The sequence below is a fragment of the Bradyrhizobium sp. AUGA SZCCT0222 genome (assembly GCF_018130205.1).
Classification (GTDB): Bacteria; Pseudomonadota; Alphaproteobacteria; order Rhizobiales; family Xanthobacteraceae; genus Bradyrhizobium.
In genome coordinates, this window is record NZ_JAFCLX010000005.1 from 118,793 (window position 1) to 134,430 (window position 15,638).

At 63.0% G+C, this 15,638-nt stretch carries 15 protein-coding genes; 8 read left to right on the plus strand and 7 right to left on the minus strand.

Annotation, left to right across the window (positions count from 1 at the left end; translation table 11 throughout):
• Window positions 1-6: 6 nt before the first annotated feature.
• Both kdpA and JQ629_RS05980 read right to left on the minus strand, forming a co-directional pair.
• Complete coding sequence (gene kdpA, locus JQ629_RS05975; protein ID WP_212411824.1) at window positions 7-1,710, minus strand: potassium-transporting ATPase subunit KdpA; 1,704 nt, start codon at window positions 1,708-1,710, stop codon at window positions 7-9.
• Window positions 1,711-1,826: 116 nt separating this feature from the next.
• A complete protein-coding gene (locus JQ629_RS05980; protein ID WP_212266093.1) occupies window positions 1,827-1,916 on the minus strand; it encodes a K(+)-transporting ATPase subunit F in 90 nt (29 codons plus the stop codon).
• A gap of 510 nt (window positions 1,917-2,426) precedes the next feature.
• Here JQ629_RS05980 and JQ629_RS05985 point away from each other — a divergent pair.
• The 6 genes from JQ629_RS05985 to JQ629_RS06010 all read left to right on the plus strand — a co-directional run bounded on the left by JQ629_RS05985 (window position 2,427) and on the right by JQ629_RS06010 (window position 7,009).
• A complete protein-coding gene (locus JQ629_RS05985; RefSeq protein ID WP_212411825.1) occupies window positions 2,427-2,894 on the plus strand; it encodes a hypothetical protein in 468 nt (155 codons plus the stop codon).
• 44 nt (window positions 2,895-2,938) lie between these two features.
• The gene (locus JQ629_RS05990) at window positions 2,939-3,232 is read left to right on the plus strand and encodes a hypothetical protein (protein ID WP_349631212.1); all 294 of its coding nucleotides are present in this window, start codon (window positions 2,939-2,941) and stop codon (window positions 3,230-3,232) included.
• The gene (locus tag JQ629_RS05995) at window positions 3,229-3,429 is read left to right on the plus strand and encodes a hypothetical protein (RefSeq protein WP_212411826.1); all 201 of its coding nucleotides are present in this window, start codon (window positions 3,229-3,231) and stop codon (window positions 3,427-3,429) included. Before JQ629_RS05990 ends, JQ629_RS05995 begins: the two co-directional genes overlap by 4 nt.
• Before the next feature lie 182 nt (window positions 3,430-3,611).
• Window positions 3,612-4,628 carry a magnesium and cobalt transport protein CorA gene (locus JQ629_RS06000; protein WP_212266089.1) on the plus strand — a complete coding sequence of 339 codons (1,017 nt, stop codon included), beginning with the start codon at window positions 3,612-3,614 and terminating at the stop codon, window positions 4,626-4,628.
• Window positions 4,629-4,788: 160 nt separating this feature from the next.
• On the plus strand, window positions 4,789-5,919 hold the full coding sequence (locus JQ629_RS06005) for an Ig-like domain-containing protein (protein WP_349631213.1): 1,131 nt from the start codon (window positions 4,789-4,791) through the stop codon (window positions 5,917-5,919).
• 295 nt (window positions 5,920-6,214) lie between these two features.
• Window positions 6,215-7,009, plus strand: coding sequence for a Crp/Fnr family transcriptional regulator (locus JQ629_RS06010; protein WP_212266087.1), 795 nt, complete (start codon window positions 6,215-6,217; stop codon window positions 7,007-7,009).
• A 33-nt stretch (window positions 7,010-7,042) separates the two neighbouring features.
• Here JQ629_RS06010 and fdhF read toward each other — a convergent pair whose 3' ends face one another.
• The 5 genes from fdhF to mobB all read right to left on the minus strand — a co-directional run bounded on the left by fdhF (window position 7,043) and on the right by mobB (window position 13,862).
• On the minus strand, window positions 7,043-9,808 hold the full coding sequence (gene fdhF / locus JQ629_RS06015) for a formate dehydrogenase subunit alpha (RefSeq protein ID WP_212411829.1): 2,766 nt from the start codon (window positions 9,806-9,808) through the stop codon (window positions 7,043-7,045).
• Window positions 9,805-11,514: an NADH-ubiquinone oxidoreductase-F iron-sulfur binding region domain-containing protein gene (locus JQ629_RS06020; RefSeq protein ID WP_212411831.1), complete on the minus strand. Its 1,710-nt coding sequence runs from the start codon at window positions 11,512-11,514 to the stop codon at window positions 9,805-9,807. Before JQ629_RS06020 ends, fdhF begins: the two co-directional genes overlap by 4 nt.
• A 281-nt stretch (window positions 11,515-11,795) precedes the next feature.
• Complete coding sequence (locus JQ629_RS06025; RefSeq protein ID WP_212000343.1) at window positions 11,796-12,032, minus strand: sulfurtransferase TusA family protein; 237 nt, start codon at window positions 12,030-12,032, stop codon at window positions 11,796-11,798.
• A 42-nt stretch (window positions 12,033-12,074) separates the two neighbouring features.
• On the minus strand, window positions 12,075-13,328 hold the full coding sequence (locus JQ629_RS06030) for a molybdopterin molybdotransferase MoeA (RefSeq protein ID WP_212411833.1): 1,254 nt from the start codon (window positions 13,326-13,328) through the stop codon (window positions 12,075-12,077).
• A 6-nt stretch (window positions 13,329-13,334) separates the two neighbouring features.
• Window positions 13,335-13,862, minus strand: coding sequence for a molybdopterin-guanine dinucleotide biosynthesis protein B (gene mobB, locus JQ629_RS06035; protein WP_212000351.1), 528 nt, complete (start codon window positions 13,860-13,862; stop codon window positions 13,335-13,337).
• A gap of 191 nt (window positions 13,863-14,053) precedes the next feature.
• Between mobB and JQ629_RS06040 the strand changes: the two genes are divergently transcribed.
• Together JQ629_RS06040 and mobA are read left to right on the plus strand one after the other, a co-directional pair.
• The gene (locus JQ629_RS06040) at window positions 14,054-14,944 is read left to right on the plus strand and encodes a formate dehydrogenase accessory sulfurtransferase FdhD (RefSeq protein WP_212411836.1); all 891 of its coding nucleotides are present in this window, start codon (window positions 14,054-14,056) and stop codon (window positions 14,942-14,944) included.
• Window positions 14,934-15,557, plus strand: coding sequence for a molybdenum cofactor guanylyltransferase MobA (gene mobA / locus JQ629_RS06045; RefSeq protein WP_349631214.1), 624 nt, complete (start codon window positions 14,934-14,936; stop codon window positions 15,555-15,557). The genes JQ629_RS06040 and mobA overlap by 11 nt, the downstream gene beginning before the upstream one ends.
• The last annotated feature ends 81 nt before the right edge of the window (window positions 15,558-15,638 follow it).

The following is a 15,638-nucleotide window of genomic DNA, read 5'->3' on the forward strand; positions in this document are numbered from 1 at the left end:
GATCGATCAGAACAGGTTGTTGGCATTCATGGCGAGGTGCTCGACGATCGGCCCGAGCGCCAGCGCCGGGAAGAAGGTGAGACCGCCGATGATCAGGATCACGCCGACGACGAGGCCGACGAACAGGCCACCGGTGGTCGGCAGCGTGCCAGCCGACGGCGGGATCGACTTCTTGGCCGCCAGCGAGCCCGCGATGGCCATCGCCGGAACGATCATGAAGAAGCGGCCGACGAACATCGAACTTGCCAGCGTCAGATTGTAGAAGAAGGTGTTGCCGGTCAGGCCGCCGAACGCCGAGCCGTTGTTGCCGGTCGCCGAGGTGAAGGCATAAAGCACCTCGGTGAAGCCATGCGGCCCGGCATTGGCCATCGACGCCACCGCCGGCGGAAACACCACGGCGACCGCAGTCCAGCCGAGATACATCAACGGCAGCACCAGGATCGCGAGCATCGCCATCTTGACCTCGCGCGCCTCGATCTTCTTGCCGACATATTCCGGCGTGCGGCCGACCATCAGGCCGGCGACGAAGATCGCCAGCACGACGAACAGCAGCATGCCATAGAGGCCGGCGCCGACGCCGCCGACGATGATCTCGCCGAGCTGCATGTTGATCAGCGGGATCATGCCGCCGAGCGCGGTGAACGAGTCATGCATGGCATTGACCGCGCCGCAGGAGGCCGCCGTGGTGATCACCGCGAACAGGCTGGAGGCCACGATGCCGAAACGGACTTCCTTGCCTTCCATGTTGCCGCCGGAGAGCCCGAGCGCACTGAGCGTCGACGTACCGTTGGCCTCGGCCCAATAGGTGATGGCGACGCCCGCGAGGAACAGCACGCCCATGACGCCGAGGATCGCCCAGCCCTGCCGCTGGTCGCCGACCATGCGGCCGAACACGTTGGTGAGCGCGGCGCCGAGCGCGAAGATCGAGATCATCTGCACGAAGTTCGACAGCGCGGTGGGGTTCTCGAACGGGTGCGCGGCGTTGGCGTTGAAGAAGCCGCCGCCATTGGTGCCCAGCATCTTGATCGCGACCTGCGAGGCGACCGGGCCGACCGCGATGGTCTGCCTGGCGCCTTCCAGCGTGGTGGCGTCGACATAGGCCCCTAACGTCTGCGGCATGCCCTGCCAGACCAGGAACAGCGTGTAGACCACGCAGATCGGCAGCAGCACATAAAGGGTGCAGCGCGTGACGTCGACCCAGAAATTGCCGATGGTGCGCATCGAGGAACGCGAGAAGCCGCGGATCAGCGCCACCGCGAGCGCGATACCTGTCGCCGCCGACAGGAAGTTCTGGTGCGTCAGGCCCAGCATCTGCACGAGATAGGACAGCGTGCTTTCGCCGCCGTAGTTCTGCCAGTTGGTGTTGGTGATGAAGGAGATCGCGGTGTTGAACGACAGATCCGGGGCGACCGCGGATTGATCCTGCGGATTGAACGGCAACAGCGCCTGCAGCCGCATCAGTCCATAAATGATAAGGAAGCCGCCAACGTGGAACAGCAGCATCGCGACCGTATAGGTCAGCCAATGCTGCTCGCGCTTCTCATCGACGCCGCCGATCCAGTAAAGCCCGCGCTCGACCGGCCGCAGCACGGGCGACAGAAAGGTGGACTCGCCGCTGAAGACGCGGGTCATGTACCAGCCGAGCGGTTTGACCAGCGCGACCACGATGGCGCAGTAAAGGAAAATTTGAATCCAGCCGATGACGGTCATGGTCTACAATCCTTCAGAATCTCTTTGCGGGCAGCAGCAGGTGAATGAGCGCAATCAGCAGCGCCGAGGTAAAAACAAACGCCAGGACGACTTGGACCAGCGTGATCATGGCGTCCTCAGAAGCGTTCCGGCCGCAGCAGCGCGTAGGTCAGGTAGAACAGCAGAGCCAGCGACACGAGCCCGGCGAGCGAATAATCGAAAATCATGGTCCTCTCCCCTCACAACCGTTCGCAGGCATAGGCGTAGCCGACGCCTGCCAGGAAGAAGCCTGCGCCTAGCGCCAGCATGACAATGTCCAGCATGGGATGTTCCTGTGCGAAATGAGCCGCGGGCCGAATGGACGGCCTCGCTTTGGATGGCTGAAGTGCCACCTTGCGCATAGGTTTTCGAGATGGGGGCAATGGCGACGTTATAGGAATCTCATAAGTGCCCGTGGTCCCGGCGCTCCATCCTCACGTCGTCCCGGCCTTGAGCCGGGACCCATACCGCGTTGCGCTATCGATGAAGCAGGACGGCAGAGACCCTTCGCAAAATTTCCGACGGTGGCTATGGGTCCCGGCCTACGCCGGGACGACGGGGGGAGAGAGCGTGCCAACATCACCCATTTATGAAATCCCTATTTCTTCGTCCCTCGCCGCATCTCGTTTTCAAATGGCGACTGGACCACCTTGGGCACACGGCTGCGGTGGCAGTCGCCCCACGAGTGAGATCACACCATGTTCATTCTTGCAGAATCCCAGAACCCCACAGAACCCGGCGACCGGCTGCGCAATGCCTATGCCGTGACCGCTGAATTCCTCTCCGACATCGTCGACCAGACCTGCCGGCGCTTTCCGTCCGTGAGCCAGAGCGGCAAGACCGCCCGCATTGAGCGGCTGATTCAATCCGCCGCATGGACCGATGCCGCGCTGGCGCTGATCGATCTGGAATTGCCGCAATGGCAGCTCCGCCGCATCGCCTATGACGAAGGCGAATGGCATTGCGCTCTGTCGCGCGAACGCGAACTGCCGGACTGGCTCGATCAATCGGCCGAGGGCCGGCACGCCGATCTGGCGCTGGCGATCCTGAGCGCGTTCGTCGAGGCGCAGCGCCTCAGCGTGCCGTTGCGCCGGCCCAGCGTCCCTGCCGTGCGCAGCGATGCCGGCGCGCTCTATGAGCCGGTCCTGAGCGACAATTTCGGCTGAACGAGCCAGGAATACACAGCTCGCCAAAATGAAAGAATACCAACGTGAAGCTCATCGAACCTCCATCGTGCCGCTCGCCATCCGCAATCGTCTTCATCGGCAGAAACCGCCGCGGCCATTGGGTTGCCCAGGAACAAAACGGCCTCTATGGCGGCCTGTTCGTCAATCGCGCACAGGCCATCAAATACGCGTTGTTCGAGAACGGCCACCATCCCGAAACGATCGTCGAACTGGCCTGCGAAATCGAGCTCGACATGGGTAGCCGCCCAGGCGCGCGGTGCATGTCGCCGCGACAGCTTCACCCGCACATCCGATCTTCAGAAGGAGTGATGACATGACCATGCTGACGCATCCCGGCAGCCGGTTCAAACCGGCTTCCCATCGGTCGGGACGCCGTGCCCCAACCACCACCGCGAACCTTGCGATGCTCAAGCTGATCTGCCTTCGCGCGATTGGTCCCCTGCTGATAGCTGTCGCGATCGCCGGCGTCATCGTCCTGAAGGCTGCGGTCTTCCTTTCGCGCGTCAGCCATTGAGAACGGCCGAACGACCCGTGCGCAAGAATCTGCTACGACATCTGCGTTTGGTCTGACCGGCATCAACGATAACGACATGTGAGGCCGAACATACATTTGACGACAAATTCCCCGGTAGCTAGCCTTGCCGAGAACACGGCGTCGGCGCAGGTTTCAGCTGCGATCATTGAGGGATGGAAACTATGAACATAGCGCCGCAAGCGGACATGCCGAGCGATCCCGTTGCTTCCGAAGGTGTGGTCGCGGCCGGGGCCTATGTCGACGGCCGGCGGGTCGCCAATATCGCCATCGAGGAATCCTCGAGCTGGCGCAGCAAGCCCGGCCATGTGGTCTGGATCGGGCTGCACGAACCAGACATGACGATCCTGACGAGCGTGCAGCAGCAGTTCCAGTTGCATGATCTTGCCATTGAAGATGCGAACAACGCCCACCAGCGGCCGAAGATCGAACAATATGGCGACGGCCTGTTCATCGTGGCACGCACCGCGCAACTCGTCGGCGACAGCATCGCGTTCGGCGAAACCCATCTGTTCGTCGGCGAAGGATATCTCGTCTCCGTTCGCCACGGCGCCTCGACGTCCTACGCGCCGGTGCGCGCGCGCTGCGAAAGCTGCCCGCGGGCTCTGGCCCGCGGCGAGGATTATATCCTCTACGCTATCCTCGATTTCATCGTCGATAACTACTCGCCGGTGCTCGAGACCATCCAGGAAGAAGTCGAAGCGATGGAGGAACAGGTGCTCGCGAGCGCGATGACGCGGGCGCAGATCGAGCGGCTCTATCTGTTGCGGCGCGATCTCTTGCGCCTGCGGAACGCGGTGGGACCCCTGGTGGAGGTCTGCCGCCGGCTTGAACATGACAATCTGCCGATGATCCGCCCCACCATGCAGCCGCTGTTCCGCGACGTCACGGACCATGTCCGCACCGTCCAGGAACAGATCGACTCGCTCCGCGAAGTCCTTGCTTTTGCCTTCGAGGCGAGCCTTTTGGTCGGTCAGGCCCAGGAGACCGCGGTCTCCAAGAAACTCGCCTCATGGCTTGCCATTATCGCGGTCCCGACCGCGATCGCCGGGATCTACGGCATGAACTTCAAGCACATGCCGGAACTGGAGTGGGAGTATGGCTACTTCGCCATTATCGGCACGATCCTGACCGTTTGCGCGGGCCTGTTCTGGCGATTCCGGCGTGCCGGATGGCTGTAAGCTGACCGGCCTACCCCGTTTTATCAACGCAAACGGGTACCAACTTTGCCCAAGACGCTATAGAATGCTGTCGAGTCAGCGATTTGGCCGATGGATGAGCATCATGATTGCGACATCGATGAGTCGAGTAGTCGTACCGTCCATGGTTGCGGCATGTAGCGTGGCGGCCATCTTCGCCGTCTATTACACCAGCCACGAGCCGCGGGTCGATACCAGGGCTGTAATCACCGCGCCGGCGGTCTCGAAGCCGGCAGTGGACGCCCCAAGGCAGGGTGCGCTCGCAGCGGCGCTGGCGGAAGCAAACGCCGTGACGGCCACGCTGGGCGGACCACCCCCGCCGCCGGACAGCGGGCCGTCGTTCGACGTTGCCCGCATCGAGCCGAGCGGTGAAGCTGTTATCGCGGGCCGGGCCACGCCGGGCGCGGCCGTGGAACTCCTGCGCAACGGCGAGGTACATGATCGTGTGGTGGCGGATCAATCCGGACAATTCGTCATGGTTCCGCCCCGGCTTCCCTCAGGGACGTATGACCTGACGCTGCGAACCAGGGAGCCGGACGGCAAGCAGACCTCGTCCAAACAGAGCGTGACGGTGGCGCTCGAGCCGAAATCGACCGACCGGCCGGTCGTAGCGTTGATGGCGCCCGACAAACCCACCGTCGTGCTGTCGCAGCCGGCTGTGCCAAAGCCGATGGCCGGCGCTGTGGTTGCGGAGACGGTTGAGGTCGAGCCAGGCGGCAAGCTCCATGTCAGCGGCCGCGCCCGCCCCGGCGCCGCGGTGAAGCTTTATCTCAACGACAGCTTTATTGCGTCGGCAACCGCTGGCGCGGATGGACGTTTTGCGGTCACGATCAATGAGGGGGTCGCCTCCGGCAGCTACCGCGTGAGGCTGGACGAGGTGGAGCAGAATTCCGGCGCGGTGCGCGCCCGCGCCGAGGTGCCGTTCAACGTTCCTGACACGTTGGTCACGGCCTCCGTGCCGCCACAGGCAGCGACCAAGCGGCTGGACGTTGCCGCTGCACAGCCGCCGGAGCTGGCGGCCGCCATGGCCGCCGTTCTGCCAGACAAGGGCTCGCCGTCAGACAAAGGCTCGCCCTCCACCGTGGTCGTGCCGAAGATCACCACCACCACCGTCTCGCGCGGCGACAGCCTCTGGCGCATCAGTCAACTCTCCTACGGAGCGGGCACGCGCTACGCCGTTATCTACAAGGCGAACCGGGAACAGATCCGCAATCCCAATCTGATTTATCCCGGCCAGGTTTTTGTCGTTCCGGTGCAGGAAGCGCGGCCATAGCGTCTGAGCGAGAGATTGCGCGGCTTTTTAGCTCGCGCTCGATTATGTGCGGCGGTTCTGCTGGACGCGCACGACGACCGTCACGTCGCGGTTGAACGATTATCTCGCTTCACTCCGCCGCGGTCCCAGCTCGGCCTTTTCGGCCCGCACGGCGCGTCGCAGACCTTTCGTGCTTTTAATCATTTGTGACAAGGCGCCTGCGCCTTGGCACGCTTCCCTGCGGGGCTTTGAGGCGGTACAACCCGCCTGTATTCTTGTGTGTAGCGGCTAGAACGAAGTGTAGCGGTGCAGACCAGTGACAATATTTGATCGAATTCTCGACGCGGCCGCGGATAATCTCAGGATAGCGAAAATCCTGGTCCAGCTGGGCCTCGACCCCAACAACATCACCTACGACGCGCTGTTCAATCGCCTGCTGGAGATTTTTCTCCACAATATCACGCTGGCCAACATGTTTGCCCTGGTCGGCGCCATCTTCTTCGTCGCCACCTTGCTGACGCAGACCATGGTGCCGCTGCGTGTCGCGAACATGATCGGCTGCGCATTTTTCGCCCTGTTCGGCGCGCTCACGGCATCCGTCACGACCTTCCTGTTGTATCTCCTGATGGTCCCCATCAATGCGTATCGTCTCCGACAGATGCTCGTTCTGGTGAAGAAGGCCCGCAGCGCAACGAAGGGCGATACGTCGCTGGAATGGCTCAAGCCGTTCATGACCGAGCGCAAGTATCGCAAGGGCGATATTCTCTTCAAAAAAGACGATGCCGCCCATGAGATGCTGCTGACCGTCACCGGAAAATTCCTGGTCAAGGAAATCAGCGTCGAACTTCCGCCGGGACGTTTAATGGGCGAATTTGGTTTCCTCACGCCCGATAACCGGCGCACGGCGACGATCGAATGCATCGAGGATGGTCATGTGCTGACCATCACTTATGACAAGCTGCTCGAGATCTACTTTCAGAACCCGCAGTTCGGCTATTACTTCCTGGTCCTGACCAGCCAGCGCCTGTTGGAAAACATTGCGCGACTCGAAGGGATTGTCGCGCAACACAAGTCCTTGCAGCAGGCCGCCGCTGCGAACGGCCCCAACTGAGCAACGGCATACGCGCGCCAGGTGCGTTTGAGCCTATTCCGCCGCAGTCCGCAGCTCGGCCTTTTCGGCGCGCACCGCGCAGAACTTGAACTCGGGGATCTTGCCGAACGGATCGAGCGCCGGGTTGGTCAGCAGGTTCGCCGCCGCCTCGGCGTAGCAGAACGGCATGAACACCATGTTCTCCGGCACGTCGCGGTCCGAGCGCACCTTGACCTCGACTACGCCGCGGCGGGTTTCCAGCTTGATGAAATCGCCGGGCCATACGCTCAGGCGCCGCATGTCCTTGGGCGACATGAACGCCACCGCCTCCGGCTCGATCTGGTCCAGCACGCTGGAGCGGCGGGTCATCGAACCGGTGTGCCAGTGTTCGAGCACGCGGCCGGTCGACAGTACCATCGGATATTCGGCGTCCGGCAGTTCGTCCGGCGGAATGACCTTGGCCGGCACGATCTTGCCGCGACCGCTCTCGGTCGGGAAACCCGTGGTGAAGATGATCTCGTTGCCGGGCTTGTTCGGATCGTCCGCCGGATAGGTGACGGCGCCTTCGCGGACCAGCCGCTCCCAGCTGATATTCTTGAGCGACGGCATCAGCTGCGCCATCTCGGTGTAGACGTCGCCGGGGCCCGCATAATTCCACGGGAGCCCCATACGCTTGCCGATCTCCTGGATGATCCAGAGATCCTGCCGCGCCTCGCCTGGCGGCTTGATCACCTGGCGCGCAAGCTGCACGCGGCGGTCGGTGTTGGTGAAGGAGCCGTCCTTTTCCGCAAAGGCCGAGGCCGGCAGGATGACGTCGGCGTGGAATGCGGTCTCGGTGACGAAGAGGTCCTGCACCACGAGATGATCGAGCATGGCGAGCGCTCCGCGCGCATGCTGAAGATCGGGATCGGACATCGCGGGGTTTTCGCCCTCGATATACATGCCCTTGATCTCACCGGCGTGGATCGCGTTCATGATCTCCACCACGGTCAGACCGCGTACCGGATCGAGCTCCTGGTTCCACAACTTCTCGAAATTTCCGCGCATGTCGTCGCGGGAAACCGGCTGGTAGTCCGGCAGGAACATCGGGATCAGGCCGGCGTCGGACGCGCCCTGCACGTTGTTCTGGCCGCGCAGCGGATGCAGGCCGGTGCCGGGACGGCCGACCTGTCCGGTGATCAGCGCCAGCGCGATCAGACAGCGGGCATTGTCGGTGCCGTGGACGTGCTGGCTGATGCCCATGCCCCAGAAGATGATCGACGATTTGGCGCGCGCATAGGTCCGCGCCACCTCGCGCAAGGTTTGTGCCGGGATGCCGCAGATCGGCTCCATCTTCTCCGGCGTGAACTCCTTGATCTTTTCCTCCAGCTCCTGAAAGCCCTCGGTGTAGCCCGCGATGTACTGATCGTCGGTCAGGCCTTCGGTGATGATCGTGTTGATCATCGCATTCAGCATGGCGACGTCGGAGCCGGGCTTGAACTGCAGATGTTTGGTCGCGTGGCGCGACAGCGTTTGCCGACGCGGATCCAGGACAAAGAGCTTGGCGCCCTTCTTCGCCGCGTTCTTGATGTAGGTTGCAGCGACCGGGTGGTTGACGGTCGGATTTGCGCCGATCACGATGATGACCTCGGCGTCCATCGCCGCCGCGAACGGGGCCGACACCGCGCCGGAGCTCAGGCCTTCGAACAGCGCCGCCACCGACGAAGCGTGACACAGCCGCGTACAGTGATCGACATTGTTGGAGCCGAAGCCGGTGCGCACCAGCTTCTGGAACAGATAAGCCTCTTCGTTGGAGCCTTTGGCGGAGCCGAAACCGGCCAGCGCCTTGACGCCCTTCTCGTCGCGGATCTTCACGAGGCCGTTGGCGGCGATATCCAGCGCCTCTTCCCAGGAGGCTTCGCGGAAATGGGTGAACGGATTGGCCGGATCGACCTGGTCGTTGGCATCTTTCTTCGCGTTCGGCAGCCGCACCAGCGGCTTGGTCAGGCGATGCGGGTGATGGATATAGTCGAAGCCGAAGCGGCCCTTGACGCAGAGCCGGTTGTGGTTGGCCGGGCCGTCACGGCCCTCGGCGTAAATGATCTTCTCGTCCTTGACCTGGTAGGTGACCTGGCAGCCGACGCCGCAGAACGGGCACAGCGAGTCGACTTCCTTGTCCGCATAGGTCACGCGGGTCTGGTTCTCGTCCAGCATCACCGACGGCATCAATGCGCCGGTCGGGCACGCCTGTACGCATTCGCCGCAGGCTACGCAGGTCGATTCACCCATGGGATCATCGAAGTCGAACACGATTTTCGACCCGTGACTGCGATAGGCCATGCCGATGACGTCGTTGACCTGCACTTCGCGGCAGGCACGCACGCAGAGGCCGCACTGGATGCAGGCGTCGAGATTGACGCTCATCGCCGGATGGCTGACGTCGCTTGTCCAACGCTCGGCCGCGGGGAAGCGGCTCTCGGTGACCTCGACCTTTTCGGCCCAATGCCAGAACTTCGAATCCGGATCGTGCGAAGTCTCGCGCGCCGGCTGGTCGGCGACCAGCAGTTCCATCACCATCTTCTGCGCTGCGACCGCGCGCGCGCTTTCGGATTTCACCTTCATGCCGACCGTGGGCGTGCGCTTGCAGGACGCCGCCAGCACGCGCTCGCCCTCGATCTCCACCATGCAGGCGCGACAATTGCCATCGGGCCGGTAGTCCGGCGCGGGCGAATAGCACAGATGCGGGATTTCCGTGCCCTGGCGCTTTGCCACCTGCCAGATGGTCTCGCCATTGACGGCCTCAACCTGCTTGCCGTCGAGTTCGAATTGAATCTTGGTCATTCCGCGGCTTCTTTCGGCACGAATTCTTCCGGAAAATACTTAATCACTGACGTCAGGGGATTCGAGGCGGCCTGCCCGAGCCCGCAGATCGAGGCATCGCGCATTGCTTGGCTCAACTGGTCGAGCAATTCGCGGTTCCAGACCGGGCGCTCCATCAGGATCGCCGCCTTCTGGGTGCCGACCCGGCACGGCGTGCACTGGCCGCAGCTCTCATCCTCGAAGAAGCGCATCAGGTTCAGCGCCGCGCCCCGCACGCTGTCGTGTTCGGACAGGATCACGACCGCGGCCGAGCCGATGAAGCAGCCGTATTTCTCCAGCGTGCCGAAATCGAGCGGGATGTTGTCCATCGACGCTGGCAGGATACCGCCGGATGCGCCCCCCGGCAGGTAGGCGTGGAACGCATGTCCGTCGGCCATGCCGCCGCAGAACTCGTCGATCAGTTCGCGCACGGTGACGCCTGATGGCGCCAGCTTCATGCCGGGGTTCTTGACGCGGCCCGACACCGAATAGCTGCGCAGGCCGTGACGGTCGTTGCGGCCGTTGCCCTTCCACCACTCGGCGCCCTTTTCGACGATGTCGCGCACCCACCACAGCGTCTCGATGTTGTTGATCAGCGTCGGCAGGCCGAACAGGCCGACCTGGAACGGATATGGCGGCTTGTGGCGGGGCAGACCGCGCTTGCCTTCAATGCTTTCGAGCAGCGAGGATTCCTCGCCGCAGATATAGGCGCCGGCGCCGCGGCGCATATGCAGCACGGGACCACCAGGCGGCAGTTTTGCGATCTCGCGTTCGAGAATTTCACGCGAGGCCGGATATTCGTCGCGCAGATAGATGTAGACGTCGGTCGCCTCGACCACGTGCACGCCGATCAGCATGCCCTCGAGGAAGCGATGCGGGTCGGTCTCGAGATAAAAGCGATCCTTGAAGGTGCCGGGCTCGCCCTCGTCGCCATTGATTGCCATCAGCCGCGGGCCGGGCTCGCCGAGCACCGCGCGCCATTTGCGCCCCGTCGGGAAGCCGGCGCCGCCGAGGCCGCGCAGCGAGGCGTCGTCGAGCGATTTGAGCAAATCTTCCTTGGAAAGCGCGCCAGAGCGCAGCCGATTGAGCAGCGCGTAACCGCCCCCAGCGACATAGGCGTCGTAGCCAACATACTCAGGCAGATGCGCATGGGTCTCGCCGCCCTTCGCGGCGGCCAGCACGCTTGCAGTCGTGGCATGGTCGACAAAGTGATGGCCGACTTCAGCCGCGGGCGCGGTGTCGCAGCGACCGACGCAGGGCGCGCGCACCACGCGAATGCCGGGGCCGGCGCTATCCTGCAATTCATGCAACAGTTTTTCCGCGCCCAGCATCGCGCAGGTCAGCGAATCGCAGACGCGAATGGTCAGCGGCGCAATATCCGGCTCGCCTTCCTTCACGATATCGAAATGCGCGTAGAAGGTCGCGGTCTCGAACACTTCGGCAAACGACAGCTTCATCTCGTCGGCGAGGGCTGCGAGATGGCCTGCGGAAATCTGGTGGTACGTGTCCTGGATCAGATGCAGATGTTCGATCAAGAGATCGCGCTGCCGCGACCGGTCGCCGAGCAGCTGTTCAATCTCGTGCGCGGCGGTCGGATCGACCTGGCGGCCCTTCGGCGTCGCCTTGGCCCGCTTCCGCCCGGCGCCGGGGTGCTCGAACGAACGGACTTTTTGCACGTCATGAACCATGGAAAACGTCTCGTTCCTGCCTGTATGTTTCCGCGATCATAAATCGTGGCATGCCAGATGCCAAGAGAATTGTCGCGTTTTGATAAGCATTTAAGGCGACACGTCTGGCGCGGTCATGCCGCTCGCCTCCCGGACGAGGCTTCGCGTCGAAGCCATCTTCTCGATCAACGAATGAGAACTGGAATCGATCGAAAGATCAATAAAGCTGTCTCATGATGCGATAGGGGATGCGTATCGATTTGGTTTTGCAATCGGTCGATACCGATTCAAAATGACTTGTCCTAGTTTCCGCCGTTCGCCTTTTCGATCAGAAACACGATGCGGGTCTCCGCGCGCTCCGTGATCTCGACCTTGTCACCGGTTTCGCGGATCAGATTCGGGATATCGATCACCGACAGCGGATCGGTGCAGTGGACTTCAAGCCGCTCGCCAGGTTTGACCGACTTCAGCGCCTTGCGCGTCTTCAGCGCCGGCAGCGGGCATTTGAGACCGGTGAGATCGAGCTTTGTCGTGGTCATCGGGGGAACATGGCGAAGCGGATGCGCATCGTCAATGAGGCTTCAGATCAAGCTTGCATAGGACAGGAAGCCGACGGTCTGGCCAGGCTCGACAAGCGTGATCTCTTCGCCGAGTTCGACAAGGCCGTCGGTGTCGACCAGCGAGGACAACAGCCCCGCTCCTTCGCGCGGAAACTTCACCGCTTCGAGCGCACCATCCCCGGCCTTGCGCAGGGTGACGCGGACATATTCGCGGCGGGCGATTTTCTTCTTGTAGGCGAAGGCGGCGCGAACCGGCATCGGCACCAGCTTCTGTTGCCGCGCTCCCGACAAGGCCAGGATCGTCGGCCGCACCACGTGAGCGAAGGTTACAAAACTCGCCACTGGATTGCCCGGCAGGCCGATGAACGGTGTGCCGCCGATGATCCCCATCGCCACGGGACGTCCCGGCTTGATCGCCATCCGCCACAGCACGAGCGAGCCTACGCTTTCGACGCTGGCCTTGACGTGATCTTCTTCGCCCGTCGATACGCCGCCGGTGGTGAGGATCAGATCATGGGCGCTGGCGACTTTCCTTAGTGCGGCAGCGAGCGCGGTGGGCTCGTCCCTGATAATGCCGAGGTCGCTGACCTCGCAGCCGAGCCGCGCCAGCATCGCCATCAGCATAAAACGGTTTGAATCGAACAGCTGCGCCGCCGCGCGTGGCTCGCCCGGCGAAACCAGCTCATTGCCGGTGGAGAACACCGCGACACGGATGCGCCTGTTGACGCCAAGTTCCGTCAGGCCGAATGCGGCTGCCAGCGCCACATCCTGCGGTCGCAGTCTTTGTCCGGCCTTCAATGCCGCGTGACCCAACGGGATATCCTCGCCCGCGGGACGAACATTGGCGCCGGGCTTCAGCCCCGCTGGAAGCACCACCTTGCCGTCGTCGAGGCGAACGTCTTCCTGCATGAACACGGTGTCGGCGCCGTCGGGCATCGGCGCACCCGTGAAGATGCGGACCGCCTCGCCCGGCTTGATCGGCGCGCCTGCGGAAGCGCCGGCCTGCACGCGGCCGGTCACCGCAAACCCCTGCTCCTTGTCTTTGGGCAGATCGCGGCCCGACACCGCGTAGCCATCGACGGCGGAATTGGTGAAGGGCGGCAGCGGCAGCGGCGCCGAAACGTCCTTCGCGAGCACCCGTCCGTCGGCATTGGCAAGCGCGACGGTCTCGACCTCCTGCACGGCCGTGACGCGCGCAGCGATGATGCCGACGGCCTCATCGACCGACATCATCGGACCGCCGAAGGCAAAGCAATCGTCGGACAATTGCGCCATCGCGAGTTAGCTCTCCGCTTCGCTCTTTGCCAGCACCTCTTCGACCGAAATCGCCGAGCGCAGCATCATCGCGGCAATTGCCTCGATATCATCGAGATGGGCGGTGGGAAGCCTGGTTTCAACCGCGGTATCGGTGGCGAGGCCGACCACGCCGGGATCATCGGGGAACAAAAACGGCTTGCCGTTGGCGGCGCGGAAAACCTCGATCTTGCGGTGCGGCTCGCGCTTGAATCCCTCAATGACGACGAGATCAACCCGCGACATCCGGGCCAGCAGTTCCGGCAGACGCGGCTCTTCGGCGCCGCGCAATTCATGCATCAGGGCCCATCGCCGCGCGGACGACACCAAAACCTCGGTGGCGCCGGCCTCGCGATGCCGCCAGGAATCCTTGCCGGGAATATCGACGTCGAAGGCGTGATGGGCGTGCTTGATCACGGAAACCCGCAGGCCGTCTTTCAGCAAATGCGGGATCACCCGCGCCAGCAAGGTGGTCTTGCCGGCGCCGCTCCATCCCGCGAGGCCAATCACTTTCATCCTGTTCTCCGGAACCCTGACCATCACCGTCATTGCGAGGAGCGGAGCGACGAAGCAATCCATTCTGTCTTCACCGAGCCGTGAAATGGATTGCTTCGCTACGCTCGCAATGACGATCGTGGCGGCCATTTCGCCCATTTCCGGAGATGGTCTATATCGGTTAGGACCCAATGTCATGCTAACCTGCGGAAATGATGAAGATCGACAAAGCCCCCGTCCCCCTGATCGTGCCCAATCCTGATGATCCCAGGCTGACCGAGCGCGTCACCGGGACCGACCAGACCGGCGCCACGGTGGAAATCAGGGTGCCGGTGGAGCGGCCACTGACGCTGTATTTGAACGCGCAGGAGATCGTCACCATGATGACGATCGGCGACTACCCGGAATATCTCGCGCTCGGCTATCTCTTGAACCAGAACATGCTGAAATATGACGACGTCGTCACCGAGGTCGAATATGACGACGACCTGCAGGTGGTGGTGGTGCGCACCGAGCACCACACCAATTTCGAGGCCAAGCTGAAGAAGCGCACGCAGACCTCGGGCTGCGCGCAGGGCACCGCGTTCGGCGATCTCTTGGAAGCCGTGGAAAGCGTCGCACTGCCGAAGGCGGAGCTGCGCACCTCCTGGCTCTACGAGATGACGCATGCGATCAACACCATGCCCTCGCTCTATCTCGAGGCCGGCGCGATCCATGGTTGCGTGCTGTGCAAGCAGGGCACGCCGGTCTGCTACACCGAGGATGTCGGCCGCCATAACGCCGTCGACAAGATCGCGGGCTGGATCTATCGCCACGGCGTCGATCCCGGCGACAAGATTCTCTACACCACGGGACGGCTGACCTCCGAAATGGTGATCAAGACGGTGCGGATGGGAATTCCCATCCTGGTGTCGCGCTCGGGTTTTACCGCATGGGGCGTCGAGCTGGCGCGGCAGGTCGGGCTGACGCTGGTCGGACGCACGCGGGGAAAGCGGTTCATCGCGCTGTCAGGCCAGGAGCGCATCGTGTTCGACCAGAATCTGGCCTTTGTCGAAGAGGAATCGGCGCGGCACAAGCGCAAGGGCGAAGACCGTGACGAGTGAAGTAGTACCCGGTGTGCTGCTCGCCGGCGGCCTGGCGCGGCGGATGGGCGGCGGCGACAAGCCGATGCGCACAATCGGCGGCCGCACCATCCTCGACCGCGTGATCGCGCGGCTGCAGCCGCAATGCGACGGGCTCATTCTCAATGCCAACGGCGATCCCGCGCGCTTTGCGGCGTTCGGGCTGCCGGTCATCCCCGACGGCGTCGCCGATTTTCCCGGACCGCTGGCCGGCATCCTGGCGGCGCTGGATTGGGCCGCTGCCAACCGGCCGGAGGTCAAGTGGGTGCTGAGTGCCGCGGCGGACTGCCCGTTCCTGCCGCGCGATCTCGTGGCGCGTCTCGTTGCGGCGCTACGGGAGGAGAAAGCTGAGCTTGCGGTCGCGGCTTCCGACGGCCAGTCGCATCCGGTGATCGGCCTGTGGAGCGTGGCCTTGCGCGAACAACTCCGCCACGCACTTGTTGTCGAGGACGTCAGGAAGATCGACCGCTGGACCGCGCGCTACCGCCTCGCCACCGTGACCTGGCAGGTAGAACCGATCGACCCGTTTTTCAATGCCAACACCATGGATGACATTGCGGAAGCGGACCGGCTGGCCGCGCTGGATGGGGGTTGATTCAACTCTCTCCGTCGTCGTCCCGGCGAAGGCCGGGACCCATAACCACAGGACGTTGTGAGTTAAGACAAGGCATCAACC